Annotated in this window: 15 protein-coding genes; 13 read left to right on the top strand and 2 right to left on the bottom strand. The window is 64.7% G+C overall.

Annotated elements, in window-relative coordinates:
- The first annotated feature begins 31 nt into the window (after positions 1–31).
- The 10 genes from BST12_RS22635 (at position 32) to BST12_RS22590 (ending at position 10,224) form a co-directional block, all read left to right on the top strand.
- On the top strand, positions 32–226 hold the full coding sequence (locus BST12_RS22635; RefSeq protein WP_036361021.1) for a ubiquitin-like protein Pup: 195 nt from the start codon (positions 32–34) through the stop codon (positions 224–226).
- Positions 223–1,080 carry a proteasome subunit beta gene (gene prcB / locus BST12_RS22630; RefSeq protein ID WP_083115497.1) on the top strand — a complete coding sequence of 286 codons (858 nt, stop codon included), beginning with the start codon at positions 223–225 and terminating at the stop codon, positions 1,078–1,080. Before BST12_RS22635 ends, prcB begins: the two co-directional genes overlap by 4 nt.
- Positions 1,077–1,841, top strand: a complete 765-nt coding sequence (gene prcA / locus BST12_RS22625; RefSeq protein WP_083115496.1) for a proteasome subunit alpha — start codon at positions 1,077–1,079, stop codon at positions 1,839–1,841. The genes prcB and prcA overlap by 4 nt, the downstream gene beginning before the upstream one ends.
- Before the next feature lie 57 nt (positions 1,842–1,898).
- The gene (gene pafA / locus BST12_RS22620) at positions 1,899–3,257 is read left to right on the top strand and encodes a Pup--protein ligase (RefSeq protein WP_139801853.1); all 1,359 of its coding nucleotides are present in this window, start codon (positions 1,899–1,901) and stop codon (positions 3,255–3,257) included.
- Between the two features lie 8 nt (positions 3,258–3,265).
- Entirely contained in the window at positions 3,266–4,258 is a 993-nt protein-coding gene (locus tag BST12_RS22615; RefSeq protein ID WP_083115494.1) for a helix-turn-helix transcriptional regulator, read from the top strand.
- Positions 4,255–5,232, top strand: a complete 978-nt coding sequence (locus tag BST12_RS22610) for a helix-turn-helix transcriptional regulator (protein ID WP_083115493.1) — start codon at positions 4,255–4,257, stop codon at positions 5,230–5,232. Before BST12_RS22615 ends, BST12_RS22610 begins: the two co-directional genes overlap by 4 nt.
- A gap of 101 nt (positions 5,233–5,333) precedes the next feature.
- A complete protein-coding gene (tatA, locus tag BST12_RS22605) occupies positions 5,334–5,585 on the top strand; it encodes a Sec-independent protein translocase subunit TatA (RefSeq protein ID WP_083115492.1) in 252 nt (83 codons plus the stop codon).
- A gap of 116 nt (positions 5,586–5,701) precedes the next feature.
- Positions 5,702–6,562, top strand: coding sequence for a twin-arginine translocase subunit TatC (tatC, locus tag BST12_RS22600; RefSeq protein ID WP_083115491.1), 861 nt, complete (start codon positions 5,702–5,704; stop codon positions 6,560–6,562).
- An 87-nt stretch (positions 6,563–6,649) separates the two neighbouring features.
- On the top strand, positions 6,650–9,391 hold the full coding sequence (locus BST12_RS22595; RefSeq protein ID WP_083115490.1) for a DEAD/DEAH box helicase: 2,742 nt from the start codon (positions 6,650–6,652) through the stop codon (positions 9,389–9,391).
- Between the two features lie 59 nt (positions 9,392–9,450).
- Entirely contained in the window at positions 9,451–10,224 is a 774-nt protein-coding gene (locus BST12_RS22590) for a DUF4333 domain-containing protein (protein WP_083115489.1), read from the top strand.
- A 106-nt stretch (positions 10,225–10,330) separates the two neighbouring features.
- Here BST12_RS22590 and BST12_RS22585 read toward each other — a convergent pair whose 3' ends face one another.
- Entirely contained in the window at positions 10,331–11,287 is a 957-nt protein-coding gene (locus tag BST12_RS22585; RefSeq protein ID WP_083115488.1) for a 5'-3' exonuclease, read from the bottom strand.
- A gap of 41 nt (positions 11,288–11,328) precedes the next feature.
- On the opposite strand from BST12_RS22585, the gene BST12_RS22580 reads away from it, so the two are divergent.
- Positions 11,329–12,450 carry a M24 family metallopeptidase gene (locus BST12_RS22580; protein WP_083115487.1) on the top strand — a complete coding sequence of 374 codons (1,122 nt, stop codon included), beginning with the start codon at positions 11,329–11,331 and terminating at the stop codon, positions 12,448–12,450.
- Positions 12,451–12,486: 36 nt separating this feature from the next.
- Complete coding sequence (locus tag BST12_RS22575; RefSeq protein ID WP_083115511.1) at positions 12,487–14,739, top strand: alpha/beta hydrolase-fold protein; 2,253 nt, start codon at positions 12,487–12,489, stop codon at positions 14,737–14,739.
- Here the strand turns inward: BST12_RS22575 and BST12_RS22570 are convergent.
- Entirely contained in the window at positions 14,721–15,290 is a 570-nt protein-coding gene (locus tag BST12_RS22570; protein ID WP_083115486.1) for a DUF5631 domain-containing protein, read from the bottom strand. The genes BST12_RS22575 and BST12_RS22570 overlap by 19 nt on opposite strands.
- Positions 15,291–15,294: 4 nt before the next feature.
- On the opposite strand from BST12_RS22570, the gene BST12_RS32195 reads away from it, so the two are divergent.
- Positions 15,295–15,450: a hypothetical protein gene (locus tag BST12_RS32195; RefSeq protein ID WP_170062180.1), complete on the top strand. Its 156-nt coding sequence runs from the start codon at positions 15,295–15,297 to the stop codon at positions 15,448–15,450.
- Positions 15,451–17,593: the final 2,143 nt, after the last annotated feature.

Raw genomic sequence — 17,593 nt, 5'->3', positions numbered from 1 at the left:
CCCGCGGCCCGTGACGAAGCAGGAGGCGGCGATGGCTCAGGAGCAAACCAAACGTGGCGGTGGCGGCGGCGACGAGGACGACGTCACCGGTACCACGGCCGCGGGCCAGGAGCGTCGCGAAAAGCTGACCGAGGAAACCGACGACCTGCTCGACGAGATCGACGATGTCCTTGAGGAAAACGCCGAGGACTTCGTCCGCGCGTACGTCCAAAAGGGCGGACAGTGATCTGGCCGTTCCCCGATCGCCTGTCAACCAATCAGCCCGCCGTAGACCTGTCGTCCTTCGCTGACTTTCTGCGCCGTCAGGCACCGGATCTGCTGCCCGCAAGCCTCAGCGGTGGCGTCCAATCCGCTGGCGATCAGCTGCCGCACGGCACCACGATCGTGGCCCTGAAATACCCCGGCGGCGTCGTCATCGCGGGAGACCGGCGCTCGACGCAGGGCAACATGATCGCCGGTCGCGATGTGCAGAAGGTGTACATCACCGACGACTACACGGCCACCGGCATAGCCGGTACCGCAGCGATCGCAGTGGAATTCGCGCGGCTGTACGCGGTCGAACTCGAGCATTACGAGAAGCTCGAAGGCGTACCGCTCACGTTCGCCGGCAAGGTCAACCGGCTGGCGATCATGGTGCGGGGCAACCTGGCCGCCGCGATGCAAGGGCTGGTGGCGCTGCCGCTATTGGCGGGCTACGACATCCATGCAGCCGATCCGGAATCCGCGGGCCGCATCGTCTCCTTCGACGCTGCCGGCGGCTGGAACATCGAAGAAGAGGGCTACCAGTCGGTGGGATCGGGGTCGATCTTCGCCAAGTCGTCGATAAAGAAGCTGTATTCGCGCGTCGCCGACGCCGATTCGGCGTTACGGGTTGCCGTCGAGTCGCTTTACGACGCCGCTGACGACGACTCCGCCACCGGCGGGCCGGACCTGGTCCGCGGCATCTACCCGACGGCCGTCACGATCGACGCCGACGGTGCCGCCGACGTGGCGGAGAGCAGGATTGCCGAACTGGCCCGTGAGATCATCGAAAGCCGTTCGCGGGCAGACACTTTCGGTCCCGATGGCGGTGAAAAGTGAGCTTTCCGTATTTCATCTCTCCTGAGCAGGCGATGCGCGAGCGCAGCGAGCTCGCGCGCAAGGGCATCGCCCGCGGCCGCAGCGTGGTCGCACTGGCCTACGCCGGTGGAGTGCTGTTCGTCGCGGAGAATCCGTCGCGGTCCCTACAAAAGATCAGCGAACTATACGACCGGGTGGGCTTTGCGGCCGCTGGAAAGTTCAACGAATTCGACAATTTGCGCCGCGGCGGCATCCAGTTCGCCGACACGCGCGGCTACGCCTACGACCGCCGCGACGTCACCGGCCGGCAGCTGGCCAACGTCTACGCGCAAACGCTGGGCAGCATCTTCACCGAGCAGGCCAAGCCGTACGAGGTGGAACTGTGTGTGGCCGAAGTCGCGCACTACGGCGAAACCAAACCGCCCGAGCTCTACCGCATCACCTACGACGGCTCGATTGCTGACGAGCCGCACTTCGTGGTGATGGGCGGCACGACCGAACCGATTACCAACGCGCTCAAGGAGTCCTACGCCGAGAACGCCGACCTGCCCGACGCGGTACGCATCGCGGTGCAGGCGTTGCGGGCGAGCAACCCGGAGAACTCGGGCAACGGTCAGCCCCCTCTCGGAGTGGGCAGCCTCGAGGTCGCCATTCTCGACGCCAACCGGCCGCGGCGGGCATTCCGGCGGATCACCGGTACCGCGCTGGAAACGCTGCTGCAGGAACTGGATGCCAAGGGCAAGAAAAAAGCCCCGAAATCGGACGAAAAGTCTTCGGACTAGCGCCCCCTTGGCGCGGCTTGCTCACCGTCGTCCTCGGACAACTTGTACTCTCGATATGTGCAGCGACGAATCATGGGCATCGAGACCGAGTTCGGTGTCACCTGCACCTTCCACGGTCATCGCCGGCTCTCTCCGGACGAGGTGGCCCGCTACCTGTTCCGCAGGGTGGTCTCCTGGGGTCGCAGCTCCAATGTCTTCCTGCGTAACGGGGCCCGCCTCTACCTCGATGTGGGCAGCCACCCCGAATACGCCACCGCCGAGTGCGACAGCCTGGTGCAGCTGGTCACCCATGACCGCGCCGGTGAATGGGTGCTCGAAGACCTCCTCATCGACGCCGAGCAACGGCTGGCCGACGAGGGCATCGGCGGCGACATCTACCTGTTCAAGAACAACACCGATTCAGCGGGCAACTCTTACGGCTGCCACGAGAATTACCTGATCGTGCGGGCCGGTGAGTTCTCCCGAATTTCCGACGTGCTGCTGCCCTTCCTGGTAACTCGCCAGTTGATCTGCGGGGCGGGCAAGGTGCTGCAGACTCCGAAGGCGGCCACCTTCTGCTTGAGTCAACGCGCCGAACACATTTGGGAAGGCGTCTCGTCGGCCACCACCCGCAGCCGCCCAATTATCAACACCCGGGACGAGCCGCACGCCGACGCCGAGAAGTACCGTCGGCTGCACGTCATCGTCGGCGACTCGAACATGTGCGAGACCACCACGATGCTCAAGGTGGGTACGGCGGCGCTGGTGCTCGAGATGATCGAATCGGGGGTGGCGTTCCGCGACTTTTCGCTGGACAACCCGATCCGGGCCATCCGCGAGGTCAGCCACGACGTCACCGGCCGCCGGCCGGTCCGGCTGGCCGGCGGGCGCCAGGCCAGCGCGCTGGACATCCAGCGCGAGTACTACACCCGTGCCGTCGAGCATCTGCAGACCCGTGAGCCCAACGCGCAGATCGAGCAGGTCGTGGACCTGTGGGGTCGCCAGCTGGACGCCGTGGAGAGCCAGGATTTCGCCAAGGTGGACACCGAGATCGACTGGGTGATCAAGCGCAAGCTGTTCCAGCGTTACCAGGACCGCTACAACATGGAACTCTCGGACCCCAAGATCGCGCAACTGGATCTGGCCTACCACGACATCAAACGTGGGCGCGGTGTCTTCGATCTGCTGCAGCGCAAGGGCCTGGCGTCGCGCGTCACCACCGACGAAGAAATCGCCGAGGCCGTCGACCACCCGCCGCAGACCACCCGCGCCAGGTTGCGGGGCGAATTCATCAGCGCCGCACAAGCCGCCGGCCGGGATTTCACCGTCGACTGGGTGCATCTCAAACTGAACGACCAGGCACAGCGCACGGTGTTGTGTAAGGACCCATTCCGGGCCGTCGATGAAAGAGTCAAACGGCTGATCGCGAGCATGTAACCAAGCGAATGCCTACCTCGAAAGTCGAACGGCTGGTAAATCTCGTCATTGCGCTGCTGTCCACTCGTGGCTACATCACCGCCGAGAAGATCAGGTCCAGCGTGGCGGGCTACGCGGAGAGTCCCAGCGCCGAAGCGTTTTCCCGGATGTTCGAGCGCGACAAGAACGAGCTGCGTGATCTCGGCATTCCGCTTGAAGTGGGCCGGGTGTCACACCTGGACCCCACCGAGGGTTACCGCATCAATCGAGACGCCTACGCGTTGCCTCCCGTCGAGCTGACTGCCGACGAAGCGGCTGCGGTGGCGGTGGCGACCCAACTGTGGGAGTCGCCCGAATTGATCACCGCAACCCAGGGGGCCCTGCTCAAGCTGCGGGCGGCCGGCGTGGACGTCGACCCGTTCGATTCGGGGACTCCAGTGGCCATCGCGTCGCCGGCCGGCGTTCCGGGCCTGCGTGGTTCGGAAGACGTGCTGGGAATCTTGTTGTCGGCCATCGATTCTCGGCAGGCGGTGCAGTTTCCGCATCGGTCCTCGCGCACCGAGCCCTTCACCACCAGAACCGTCGAACCGTGGGGCGTGGTCACCGACAAGGGCCGCTGGTATCTCGTCGGCCACGACCGCGACCGTGACGCCACCCGGACCTTCCGGCTGTCCCGGATCGGCGCCGACGTGACGCCCATCGGCTCGGCCGGCGCGGTCACCGTGCCTGACGACGTGGATCTGCGCGCAATCGTGGCCCGCACGGTCGCTCAGACAGCGACCGGTACCCGGGCGACGGTATGGGTGGCCGACGGGCGGGGCACCGGGCTGCGCCGTGCCGGGCGGTCGACTGGACCCAGGCAACTCGGTGGCCGTGACGGCGAAGTCATCGAGCTGGATGTCGTGGCCGGCGACCGCTTAGCGCGCGACATCACCGGCTATGGCGCCGACGCCATCGTGCTGGAGCCGCCGTCATTGCGCGACGAGGTATTGGCACGGTTGCGGGCCCAGGCGGCCCAATGACGCCCGTATCGACTCGGTTGGTGCGGCTGCTCAACATGGTGCCGTACTTCCAGGCCAACCCGAAGATCACCCGCGCCGAGGCGGCCGCCGAACTCGGCGTCACCACCAGACAGCTGGAGGAAGACCTCAACCAGCTGTGGATGTGCGGATTACCCGGCTACTACCCAGGCGATCTCATCGATTTCGAATTCGCCGGCGACACCATCGAGGTGACGTTTTCGGCCGGCATCGACCGGCCGCTCAAGCTCACGTCACCCGAGGCCACCGGCTTGCTGGTGGCGTTGCGCGCAATGGGCGACATTCCGGGCGTGGTCGATCCGCAGGCGGCGCGCAGCGCCATCGCCAAGATCGCGGCCGCGGCCGGCGCCGTCGGCTCGGTTCTCGACGGGGGTACGGTGACCGCCGTCGACGAGCAGGCGCCCATCGAGAACCGGGCTGCGGCGGTGGTGCGTTCGGCTGTGCGCGACAAGCGCGCGTTGACCATCGACTATTACTCCGCGTCGCACGACACGCTGACCACCCGGACGGTGGATCCCATCCGGGTGCTGCTGATCGGCGGTCAGAGCTATTTGGAGGCGTGGTCACGCGAGGCCGAAGGGGTCCGGCTGTTTCGCTTCGACCGGATCGTCGACGCCGTCGAACTCGGAGAGCCGGCCGTGCCGCCGGAACCGGCGTTGCAGGCACCGCCGGACACCTCGCTTTTCGACGGCGACCCGGCACTGCCATCGGCGACGCTGCGGATAGCACCGTCGGCATCGTGGATGTTCGAGTATTACCCGATGCGCGACGTGCGCGAGCTCCCCGACGGTTCCTGCGAGGCGGCCATGACCTACGCCTCTGAAGGTTGGATGACGCGCCTGGTGCTGGGCTTTGGTTCCGATGTTCAGGTGCTGGCACCGGAGTCGTTGGCGCAGCGGGTACGAGCGGCCGCAGCCGCGGCAGTACAGGCCTACCAGGCGGCTGAACTGGGCTGATACCGCTGTTCTCGGCGGCGCGCGCGGCCGGCGCTGCTTGCTTGTCCCGGAGAGGGGGCTTGGCTGCGGTACCATCGGGTCAACGTCTGGAGGTAATCAAAGTGGGCAGTCTTAGTCCGTGGCACTGGGCGATCCTCGCTGTGGTGGTGATCGTGCTGTTCGGTGCCAAGAAGCTCCCCGATGCGGCGCGCTCGTTGGGCAAGTCAATGCGCATCTTCAAATCTGAGGTCCGCGAGATGCAGAACGAGCACAAGACCGAAGCGTCTATCGAGAGCCCCACGCCGGTGCAGTCGCAGCGTGTAGACCCGCCAACCACTGCGGAGCCCGGTCACACCGAGGCGCGGCCGGCGTAGCCCGGCATCACTGACCGAATGCCGTGAACGGTCCCCGGGTTTCTGCGCGCGCCTTCGGTCTTCTCAAACGGCTCAATCCGCGTCAAAGGCGCAGCCGAGTCAATCCTGACGCGACCATGTCGTTGGTCGACCATCTGACGGAGTTGCGCACCCGGCTGCTGATTGCGATGGCCGCGATCCTGGCCACCACGATTTTCGGGTTCATCTGGTACTCGCATTCGGTCTTCGGGCTGGAAAGTCTCGGCGAGTGGCTGCGGCACCCCTATTGCTCGCTGCCGCAGTCGGCGCGGGCGGACATCAGCGCGGACGGGCAGTGCCGGTTGTTGGCCACCGCGCCGTTCGACCAATTCATGCTGCGGCTCAAGGTCGGCATGACCGCCGGGGTGGTGCTGGCTTGCCCGGTGTGGTTCTACGAGCTGTGGGCGTTCATCACTCCCGGCCTGTACAAGAAGGAGCGTCGCTTTGCGGTGGCGTTCGTCATCCCGGCGGCGCTGTTGTTCGTCGCGGGCGCGGTGCTGGCCTATCTGGTTTTGTCCAAGGCGCTGGGCTTTCTGTTGACTGTCGGCAGCGACGTGCAGGTGACCGCCCTGTCCGGCGATCGGTATTTCGGCTTCCTGATCAATCTGCTGGTGGTCTTTGGAGTCAGTTTCGAGTTTCCGCTGCTGATCGTCATGCTCAACATGATCGGCATGCTGACCTACGAGAAGCTCAAGTCCTGGCGCCGCGGCCTGATCTTTGCGATGTTCGTGTTTGCGGCGGTGTTCACGCCGGGTTCGGACCCGTTTTCGATGACGGCCTTGGGCATGGCGCTGACCGTGCTGCTGGAGTTCGCCATTCAGATCGCCCGCATCCACGACAAGCGGAAAGCCAAGCGGGAAGCCATCGCGATCCCGGATGACGAGGCGTCGGTCATCGATCCGCCAGCGCCGGTGCCGGCGCCGTCGGTCATTGGCGGGCCGCATGACGACGTCACCTAGCCCCCACCCCCGCGAGCGTGCGGGTCTGTACGCTGACACGCCGCTATTGACGTACATTTGCGCACCCTCCCGCGACGAGGCGGCGGCGTGACAGATCTCGTCGAGCTACCCGGGTTCGCCGCCGAACTGCCCTTTGCACTCGACGACTTTCAACACCGGGCCTGTGCCGCGCTGGAGCGCGGTCACGGTGTGCTGGTCTGCGCGCCCACCGGTGCGGGCAAAACGGTCGTCGGCGAATTCGCCGTACACCTGGCATTGGCCGCCGGAGGCAAATGCTTTTACACCACACCGCTCAAAGCGCTCAGCAATCAAAAGCACACCGACCTCACGGCGCGCTACGGCAAAGACCGGATTGGGCTGCTGACCGGCGACGTCTCCGTCAACGCCGACGCACCCGTCGTGGTGATGACGACCGAAGTGTTGCGCAACATGCTCTACGCTGATTCGCCTGCGCTGCAAGGACTTTCGTACGTAGTCATGGACGAGGTGCACTTCCTCGCCGACCGGATGCGGGGTCCGGTATGGGAGGAGGTGATCCTGCATCTGCCCGACGAGGTGCGCTTGGTCAGCCTCTCGGCGACGGTGAGCAACGCCGAGGAATTCGGTGGCTGGATTCAAACCGTGCGCGGCGATACGACGGTGGTGGTCGACGAGCACCGGCCGGTCCCGCTGTGGCAACACGTCTTGGTGGGTAAGCGGCTTTTCGATCTGTTCGACTACCGGGTTGAGACCGGTGCCAAAGACAAGCCGCACGTCAACCCCGACCTGCTGCGTCACATCGCGCATCGGCGCGAGGCCGACCGGATGGGTGACTGGCAGCCCCGTCGGCGCTCACCGCGTCAACAGCAGGGCCGTCCCCGGTTCTATCGGCCGCCCTCGCGGCCGGATGTGATCGCCATGCTGGATGCTGCCGGCCTGTTGCCGGCGATCACCTTCGTGTTCTCCCGGGCCGGTTGTGACGCGGCCGTCGCCCAGTGCCTGCGCTCGCCGCTGCGGCTAACCACCGAAGCTGAACGCGCCCGGATCGCCGAGGTCATCGACCACCGCTGCGGCGATCTCGCCGACGCCGACCTGGCGGTGCTCGGCTACTACGAATGGCGGGAAGGCCTGCTGCGCGGACTGGCCGCCCACCACGCCGGGATGTTGCCGGCGTTCCGCCACACCGTGGAGGAGTTGTTCGCCGCCGGCCTGGTCAAGGCGGTGTTCGCCACCGAAACCTTGGCCCTCGGTATCAACATGCCGGCCCGCACCGTGGTGCTGGAGCGACTGGTGAAGTTCAACGGCGAGCAGCATGTGCCGCTGACGCCGGGGGAGTACACGCAGCTGACCGGTCGGGCCGGTAGACGTGGTATCGACGTGGAAGGCCACGCGGTGGTGCTCTGGCATCCCAGCGACGCCACCTCGGAGCCGTCCGAGGTGGCGGGCTTGGCTTCCACTCGCACCTTTCCGCTGCGCAGTTCGTTTGCGCCGTCCTACAACATGACGATCAACCTGGTGCACCGATTGGGCCCCAAACAGGCCCACCAGCTGCTCGAGCAGTCGTTCGCCCAGTATCAAGCCGATCGATCCGTCGTCGGGATCGTCCGCGGCATTGAGCGGGGCAAGCGGATGCTCGACGAGATCGCCGCCGAACTCGGTGGGCACGACGCGCCCATCCTCGAATACGCCCGGATGCGCGCGCGGATATCGGAGCTGGAGCGTTCGCAGGCCCGCGCGAGCCGGCAGCAGCGCCGTCAGGCCGCCAGTGACGCCCTGGCGGCGCTGCGCCGCGGCGACATCATCACCATTACCCAGGGCCGCCGCGGTGGCCTCGCGGTGGTGCTGGAATCGGCTCGGGACAGCGAGGACCCGCGGCCGCTGGTGCTGACCGAACATCGCTGGGCGGGCCGCATTTCGTCGGCCGACTATTCGGGTGCGACGCCGCCGGTCGGGTCGATGACGCTGCCCAAGCGCGTCGAGCATCGTCAGCCGCGGGTGCGGCGCGATCTGGCTTCGGCGCTGCGATCGGCGGCAGCAGAGCTCGTGCTTCCCGACACGCGCCGCGCCAAGGAGGGCGCGGTTCACGATCCCGAGCTGGCGATATTGCGGCAGGAGTTGCGCCGTCATCCCGCGCACAGCTTCCCCGATCGAGAAGAACAGATGCGTCAGGCCGAACGCTATCTTCGTATCGAACGGGACAACGGGCAGCTGGAGAAGAAGGTCGCCGCCGCCACCAACTCCTTGGCGCGCACGTTCGACCGCATCGTGGGGCTGCTCACCGAACGTGAGTTCATCACGGGTCCGGCTACCGATCCCGAGGTTACCGACGACGGCCGGTTGCTGGCCCGAATCTATAGCGAGAGCGACCTTTTGGTGGCCGAGTGTCTCCGCGCAGGGGCCTGGGCCGGTTTGAAGCCGCCCGAGCTGGCGGCGGTGGTGTCGGCGGTGCTTTACGAATCACGCGGCGACGGCCCAAGTGCACCTTTCGGCGCCGATGTGCCCACCCCAATACTGCGCCAGGCGCTGAACCAGACATTGAGACTGTCCACCGCGTTGCGCGCCGACGAGCAGACCCACCGCATCGCCCCGAGCCGCGAACCCGACGACGGTTTTGTCAGCGTGATCTATCGCTGGGCGCGCACCGGTGACCTGGCCGCGGCATTGGACGTCGCCGACGGGACGGGCACTGGTTCTCCTTTATCGGCAGGCGATTTCGTACGCTGGTGCCGTCAGGTGCTCGACCTACTGGATCAAGTTCGCAACGCCGCCCCGGACCCGGAAGTGCGGGCCGCCGCCAAGCGCGCTATCAATGACATTCGGCGCGGCGTCGTTGCAGTTGACGCCGGGTAGGCTGGGCCGGAGCTACGGTTACATCGCAGAATGCGACCAGCACGGACTGAGGAGAGACGATGAGCGGACCGCAGGGATCAGACCCTAGGCAGCCGTGGCAACAGCCCGGCCAGGGGGGCGATCATTCCTCGGACCCGACGATGGCCGGATCGCCCTGGCAGCAGCCGGGGCAGGGCCAGGACGCCACGTGGCACGCGCCGGCGTACACGCCCACCGAGTACCCCCAGTACCAGCAGCCGGCGGATCCGGCTTACCCGCAGCAGTATCCGCAGTCAACGCCTGGATACGGGCAACCCGACTTCAACTCGCAGGCAACCCAGTACGGTGCTCCGCCGCAGTTCCAGCAACCCGGCCAGTACCAGCAGCCGGGGCAGTACGGTCAGCCGCCGCAATACGGTCAGCCCGGGCAACCGGGACAGCCGGGACAGCCTCCGCAATATGCCCCACCCGGCCAGTACCCCGGGCAGCCCTATGACCAGTCCGGTAAGGGCGCCAAGCGTTCCACGGGGTTGATCGTCGGCGTGGTCGGCGGCATCGTCGCGCTGTTCGTCATCGGCATCCTGATCACCGGTTTCTGGCAGCCCGGGTTCTTCGTCACCACGAAGCTGGACATCAATAAGGCCAACTCCGGCGTGCAGCAGATCCTGACTGACGAGACCACCGGCTACGGCGCCAAGAACGTCAAAGACGTCAAGTGCAACAACGGCGCAGACCCGACTGTCAAAAAGGGAGCCACCTTCGAGTGCACCGTCAGCATCGACGGCGCCGCGAAGCATGTGACGGTGACGTTCCAGGACGACAAGGGCACCTACGAGGTCGGCCGGCCGCAGTAGTACGTTGCCTAGCTTTCAGTAGCGCCGTCCAGGCGACCGGATAGTGCGCTCTGAAAGTAGATATCGCATGCGCTATCTCTTGGGATTTCCGGTGTGCGGAGACCGGTCACCCAGGCAGCGCGTCGAGCGCTTTCTGCAGGCGACCGATCGACGACCCAACGCCGTATCGGTTGGCCAGTTCGGCGGTGCGCTTGGCGTCGGCTGCTGCCAGCGGCAATTTGTCTGTCGTCGTTGACAACGTGACGGGTGCGTCGGTGGCAACGCGAACCACTTGGCCTGCGGCCTCGATGTAGTCCGTTGCGGCGCGCAATTTGGCGCGTAGTCCCTTGGCCATCTTGGAATTCGGATCTTGGGCGGCCGCCACGATGTTCTCCAGCGAGCCGTGTTGAGCCAGCAGTGTTGCCGCTGTCTTCTCTCCAACGCCTGGCACACCCGGCAGGCCGTCGGACGGATCGCCGCGCAACAACGCGAGTTCGGCGTAGGCCGCGCCGGCCCGATCCGCCGGCACGCCATAGTGTTCGGCCACTTCGGCGGGCCCGAACAGTGTGGCTTTGGACAGCCCACGGCCCAGGTAGAGCACTCGAACGGGGACCGGATCGTCGGCAACAACCTGCAGCAGATCGCGATCTCCGCTCACGACGACCACCGGATCGCTGCGTTCCTGCGCCGCCAGCGTGCCCAATACGTCGTCGGCCTCGTAGCCGGGCGAACCCGCGGTGGGAATCCCGAAGGCTTCCAGTAGCTCCATGATCATGTCGACCTGCGGGGTCAGCTCGTCGGGGACTTCCTCGATGTCGGCCTGGCCTTCGGGCTCGGGCTCGGCGACCCGATGCGCCTTGTACGACGGGATGAGGTCCACCCGGAACTGGGGTCGCCAATCCAGGTCCAGGCACACTGCCAGGCGGCTAGGACGCTGCTGGGTGATCACCACCGCCATGGAGTCGATGAAGCCCCGCACCGCGTTGACCGGGCGGCCGTCGGGAGCCTTGATCGACGACGGCACGCCGAAGTACGAGCGAAACCACATGCTGGCGCCGTCGAGCAATAGGAGGGGTGCGGGCATGCGGATAATCCTGCCAGGCCCTCTCGTTTAGCCTGGCTGGCGTGGACTCTCGCCGATTCGACTCCGAGGTGTATCGCCGACGGTTGACCGCTGCGGCGGCCGCAACCGCTGATGCCGGGTTGGCCGGCCTGGTGATTACTCCGGGCTACGACCTGCGGTATCTCATCGGCTCGCGTGCTGACACGTTCGAGCGGCTGACTGCGCTCGTGGTGCCGGCTGTGGGTGAGCCGACGGTGGTGCTGCCGCGGCTCGAGCTGGCTTCACTCAAGGACTCCGCTGCGGTGGAATTGGGCCTGGCCGTGCGGGATTGGGTCGACGGCGAAAATCCCTATCAGTTGGTCGGTGCTGCCTTGGGCGGTATGCGGGCAGCCGTCGCCGACTCCATGCCGGCATTGCATCTGTTACCGCTGGCGGATGTTCTTGGTGCGACACCGATATTGGCCACCGCAGTGCTGCGCCAGTTGCGGATGGTTAAAGAGGACGCCGAGATAGACGCGCTTCGCAAGGCCGGTGCGGCGATCGATCGGGTGCATGCGCGGGTGCCAAAGTTCTTGGTGCCGGGACGCACTGAGGCCGACGTAGCCGCTGACATCGCCGAAGCGATTGTCGCCGAAGGACATTCGGAGGTGGCGTTCATCATCGTGGGCTCCGGCCCGCATGGCGCTGACCCACACCACGGATATTCGGATCGCGAACTGCAGGCAGGCGACATCGTCGTCGTCGATATCGGCGGGACGTACGGCCCGGGTTACCATTCCGACTCGACCCGCACCTACAGCATTGGCGAACCCGGTCATGAAGTGGCGCAACAGTATTCGCTTCTGCAGCGGGCGCAGCGCGCTGCCTACGATGCGGTTCGTCCGGGGGTGACGGCCGAGCAGGTCGACGCCGCGGCCCGCTCGGTCCTGGCCGAGGCCGGGCTGGCGGAGTATTTCGTGCACCGCACCGGGCATGGCATCGGGCTGTGCGTGCATGAAGAGCCTTACATCGTGTCCGGCAATGATCTGCCGCTAGCCGCGGGCATGGCGTTTTCCATCGAGCCGGGCATCTATTTCCCAGGACGGTGGGGGGCGCGCATCGAGGACATCGTCGTTGTGACCGAGGACGGCGCCTTATCCGTCAACAACCGGCCCCACGAGCTGACCGTGGTGCCTGTGTCCTAGCGGCGAGATGTCAGATGCGCCAAGTAGGTTGGCGTGGTGTCTTTATTGGACCTCACCCTGCTTCCGTTTCGCATCGCTCGCCACATCGCCGACGCGGTGGTACATCCCGTCTCGCGTGCGCCGGCACCGCCGGCCGAACTCGTGGTGGTCGACGGGATGCCCGAGGGCGTGCCACCGGCTGCGCTGCGGCCGGAACCCGCACTTCCGGTGCCGTCGGGATGGCCGTTTGGCGAGGACTTTCCGCGAACCTGTGGTACCGGCAGGGTCGCCGGCGGGGCGCTGTTCTGGACGGACTTCCTCTACGACGACCACGGCGCGACAGGCCTGCCGGTCGGGGATCTGAAGATCCAGGCGCCACCGCGCGGCACCTACGTTTATCCCGCTGGACCCGCGGCCAACAACGGCGCCGACATCTTCCGGGTCGCGATCGGGCTTACCGAAACCCACACTTGGTGGCGGGTCGACTGGAACACGCTGCTCGACGCCACGGTGCCGATCGCCTTATTTGCCTTCGACACCGACCGCGACCGTGCGGCGTCGGACGAGTGGCCGGCCGGGGCGGGCGTTCACTCCGCAGGTATCGATATGGCGCTGCTGGTTTCGGGTCGCAGTGCCCGGCTCATCGACTTGACCACGCAGGCCGTCACACCGGTCGAGTTCAGTGTCGACTTGCCGGCTCGGTCATTTCTTGCCCAGGTTCCGCGGTCTGCGTTGGAGCCGACTGGGACCTGGACAGTTCGGCTGGTCGCTGGACTGGCGAACGCCGCGGGTGACGGGTTCACCGACGTGTCAGCAGCCCACGGCGCGTTGCCCGGCCAGCCCAACGTGTACAACGTCGCGTTTCGCACCCACGAGCAGGAGAAGCAGCATCTGAACTTCTGGTCCGACGCGGCTCAGGCCGCCGCGTTAACCAGCGGCGATGTCTCCGAGTTCGCAGTCGCCGTGGTATGGGACCAACTAGCTGCTCACCAGACGACGCCCGAGCCGGTGGTCACCGGTGCTTCGACACGCTGGTACGTGTCCTCGGTCGAACTGGGCCAAGGTGTTGCCGAGGGCAGTGTGTTGGACACCAAGCCGCAATTTCTCGGGCGAGTGCAGCCCTATTCGGTGTGTCTGCCGTCCACGTATGCGCCTGGCCAGAAGCTGCCGCTGACGCTGCTGTTGCATTCGCTTGCCCTGGGACAGTCACAGTTCGCCGCGATCGAGCCGCGTTTATTGCATGAAGTGTGTGAGACGCGCTGCTCGGTGGTGGTGACGCCGTTGGCTCGCGGGCCGTCAACGTGGTACTTCGACACCGGCGAGCTTGACGTTTGGGAGGCGTGGGCGCGGTCAGCCGAGCAGCTGGGTGCCGACCCGAATCGCACTGTGATTTCTGGCTATTCGATGGGTGGCTATGCGGCGTACAAGCTGGGGCTGAGCTATCCGGAGGTGTTCGCGCAGGCGGTTGTGCTGGCCGGCCCGCCGACGTGTGGCGTGCGGCTATGGCCCTACGTCGACATTCCGGCCGACCTCGATCTCGATACGCCGTGCGCCCGCGAAGGTGACACCTGGGGGTTGCTGCCGAATGCGCGGTGGCTTCCGTACGTGATCGCGCACGGCCTGGTCGACGAGTTGGTGCCGTTTGCTTCGGTTGCCGAGCAGGTGCTCGAATTCGATCGGCTGGGCTACCGGTATCGGTTTACCGTCTATCCGCTCGAGGATCACATCGCGTGGGTGTTCCAGGACGAATTTGATGATCCGATTGCGCACATGGGAACCGGTCTGCGCCAAGCGGATCCGGGCCACATCACGTTCGTGTGGTATCCGCAGTTGGTCCGCTCAGATCTTGGTATTGGGCCGCATCAGGTGTGGTGGCTGTCGGAACTTGTCGCTGACCCGGAGGTGGTCGCTCGGCGCGGGGCAACCGCGCAGATCGACGCGCGGTCGTATGCCAGACCCGACTCGACGCACACCACTCGTCGACACCGCGGCTTCGTCCCGCACTTCGACCCGACGCCAGGGCTCTACACCGAGTTGGAGTGGCGGGTGGGGGCGCCGGTCGGTGCGCTGCCGTACCTCACGCTGCGGCTGAAAGGCGTTGCGAGCCTTCGGGTGGACGTCGAACGGGCCGGGTTGGCCTCACTGCCGTCATCGACCATTCAGGTGGCTACTGATACTGCCGTGCAGATTACGCTCGGCGGGTTGGCTGACGGGGTGGAAGTGCGGCTCGATGATCAGACCGCTGTGTCGCCGGTTGCGGTTTTGCCTGGGCGGCACCGGATTACGCTGGATCATCGGGCGCAGGCTTGAAACCAGGCGAAGTGATAGTTGGCTGCCGTTTTGTCGCCTGCGGTTAGTGCGTCGATGGCAGCTAGGAGTTGCCAGTTGCCGACGTCGTGGGCATCGACGTTTCCGGGATAGCTGTCGAGTACTTTCGCGCCCGTCGTTGCCAGATGCTCATGGAGGATATCGATTTCGGAGTCCAGCACGCCGGTGCCCGCACAGGCGGCCTTGGCCAGAGTGTGGGCCAAACGAGGTAGCCCATCGCGCCACTGCGTGGCTTGGCATAATTCCCAGGCGAATTCGTCGATAGTCTCGGCTTGGCGGGGCCGAGGCGAGGTTGGGAGTGGTTCGTCCTCTTCGGGCACATGATGTATCGGGGTGTAGGCCTCAGCGATATTGACCTCGCCGAGCAAGGCTTCCAGATTGCCGCTGCGTCGCGCGGGCTGCAGGAGTGTCACCGCGACGGGGAGTGCGATGTCCGGTGGAATCCATCCGCTGGCCAAATCGGTTGCCAGGACGGTGGTGTTGTCGGCTCGGTCGCCGGCTGCCCACGCGAGTTTGGGTTGTTGACGGGCCACCGCGGTGACGATCTTCCGTAAGCGGGCCCGCTCGGCGGCGTCGGCCGACGCTGTCCCGGCGACGGCACCGCTGGCGGTGGCGACGACGACTTGGGTGCCGACGTTCGAGGGTGGTGTCGTGCTGGTTGGTGGCGGCGCTTGGCGGACGACTGGGGGTTGATTTGCACTGGCTTGGCCCGCCGAAGGGTGTACCGGCGCCGAACTCGGCGTAGCGGATAGTGGTGGCGGTGGTGCTGGGGGAGGTGCGGCTGGAGTCGCTGTTGGCACTGCGGGTCGTAGGTCGGCGCCGTAGGTCGGTAGTTGACCAGTTGTTCCGGTGAGTGGCGGGGTGGGGTTCGGTGCCACCGATCCGGCCACGATTGGCGGTGGGGGAGTTTCGGGGGCGGGTGCGTGTTGGACTGGTGGAGGCGAGTCGAACGCTGGCGCATGCACCGGAGTGCCAATGCCCGCGGATGGGGCAGTTGGTGCCGTCGACGGTAGCTGCGGTTCGGTGTGCGACATCGGACTCGTCGGTACGGCATTGGCCGGTGCGGAGAAAGGCGCGCCGGATTCCATTCCTTTGTTGAAGCTTTGCATCATTTCGGCGGGAGCCGCGGGAGAGCCTGCGGCCAAAAGCGGTAATTGCCCGTTCGTAGTGGGAGCCAATGGCGCGGTTAAAGTCGAATGAAACGTGCCCGGTTCTGTCGTGACTTGCAACCCTGGTGTCGGTACAACCGGCAGCCCAGTTAGAGGGGTGGGGGAGGGAGATGCAGGTGTTCGGGTTGGAGGAGGTCCTGCTGCGCCTCCGAGATTGCTAGTCAGGCTAGCAGTCGGGACATGCGGCCGCGTTCCATTTACGGCAGCATATCGACCATCTGAAGCTGTTCCAAGATTGCTAGTGAAATTTGACATTTCGGTTGCCGATAATTCCCGATCGGACACGGTCGCCCCGGCCTCCGGCGCTGTCTCAAGATTGCTGGTTAAGTTAGCTGTCGAGCCGGGCTTTGACAGCGAGCTACGTACTTGGTTCTCGATCGCTTTATGGTCAGGTTGAAGTGACAGCTGCCCTAGGTCGATTCCTTGCTCTTGCAAAAATTGTCGAGCTGACTGGCCTTTTTCCTCATGCTTGACGATATTCTGTATAGAATCAATTATGCTTTCTTGGCACCTGCCCGCACATGAGTTTGCGTCTCGCTGATACTGTTCCACTTTTAGGACAATTTGCTCAATCTTTATGCCAGTAGGCTTTTTGGAGTTTTCAATATCTTCGATCTCAGCATTACCCCGGATGGCGACGTCGTACAATTCCTGCTGGAGGGTCAATGCGCTGTCACGGGAGGTATTGTATGCAATCTTCTTTACGCCATTTTTTTTCGCAATACGGCGTGCCAGGTCTTCGCCACGCAGAAAAATACCACGCAGGTCTTCAATTGTAATGCCTTCCTGCTGTGAGAGCTGCGCTAACCGCGCCCTTTCTAACGTAGCCTCAAGGCCATAATATTCCGATTCAAGTAGTGCACGATGAGCACTGCCGGCGTCGATGGCGGCCAAGGCGCTGCTTTCTGGCCAAACGTGGCCGACAAGAAGGGGCGACCATTTGCCGGGAGGCAGATCACTCATTTGCATAGCCGTTCGATTGTTGACGTAGCTTCGTCAGAAGCTTGCAACGACGGTCCTAGTTCAGCGTCTGAATTCGTGAGGCCGTCCAAGTAATCGATAGTCAATTCCTGATACGAATCAGCGAGTCTTCGAATTGCGGTTGCGAGGTCAGCAGGAGTAGCTGGTTCTTTTGAAAGTTTCATCAATAGATAGCGGCTCCCGGCGTCGAGCACCTGTCGTCCGCTTGTAGCGACCGCTAATATGGCAGTCGGGTCACTGTCGCCGTTGCGGCCGGAACTCAAGACCAAGGCGTGGTGCACTTTCTCGTATGCAGCACATACCAATGCCTTAGCATCAGTAATCTGCCGATCAGAGTAGATAGGTGCAGGTGGAGTAGCAGATGGCTCACCAGTTTGCATCGGGCGCATCCATGAGCTTAGGCCAATACCGATCGCGACCAGTGCTAATACCAGTGAAACAATGCTTAGCCATCGGGGTGCCCGATTCTTGAGGGGCACTGCTGCTGGTGGCCACGGTGGTGAGACAGGCGGCGGTGGGAGCACGTTCGACACGCGGTGGATCGTATCGTCTGTCCAAGAAATCGCTAGTCACCCCCTGTGAGCAGGCAATTGGCTCTCGCTGCCGTTAAAAACGTTTCATCTGCGACTCGTGTCCGTGGCCATGAAAAAGTACCCACTGGTGGCCAAGTAGAGGTATCCACTGGT

The sequence above is a fragment of the Mycobacterium angelicum genome (assembly GCF_002086155.1).
Lineage (GTDB): Bacteria > Actinomycetota > Actinomycetes > Mycobacteriales > Mycobacteriaceae > Mycobacterium > Mycobacterium angelicum.
Note: the sequence above shows the minus strand (reverse complement) of the source record. Positions and strands in the feature narration are given on the sequence as shown.

Excerpts from the sequence above, each read along its gene's own strand:
- BST12_RS22635 (WP_036361021.1), top strand. The coding sequence starts at position 32 with ATGGCTCAGGAGCAAACCAAACGTGGCGGTGGCGGCGGCGACGAGGAC.
- BST12_RS22615 (WP_083115494.1), top strand. The coding sequence starts at position 3,266 with ATGCCTACCTCGAAAGTCGAACGGCTGGTAAATCTCGTCATTGCGCTG.
- BST12_RS22610 (WP_083115493.1), top strand. The coding sequence starts at position 4,255 with ATGACGCCCGTATCGACTCGGTTGGTGCGGCTGCTCAACATGGTGCCG.
- tatC (WP_083115491.1), top strand. The coding sequence starts at position 5,702 with ATGTCGTTGGTCGACCATCTGACGGAGTTGCGCACCCGGCTGCTGATT.
- BST12_RS22590 (WP_083115489.1), top strand. The coding sequence starts at position 9,451 with ATGAGCGGACCGCAGGGATCAGACCCTAGGCAGCCGTGGCAACAGCCC.
- BST12_RS22585 (WP_083115488.1), bottom strand. The coding sequence starts at position 11,287 with ATGCCCGCACCCCTCCTATTGCTCGACGGCGCCAGCATGTGGTTTCGC.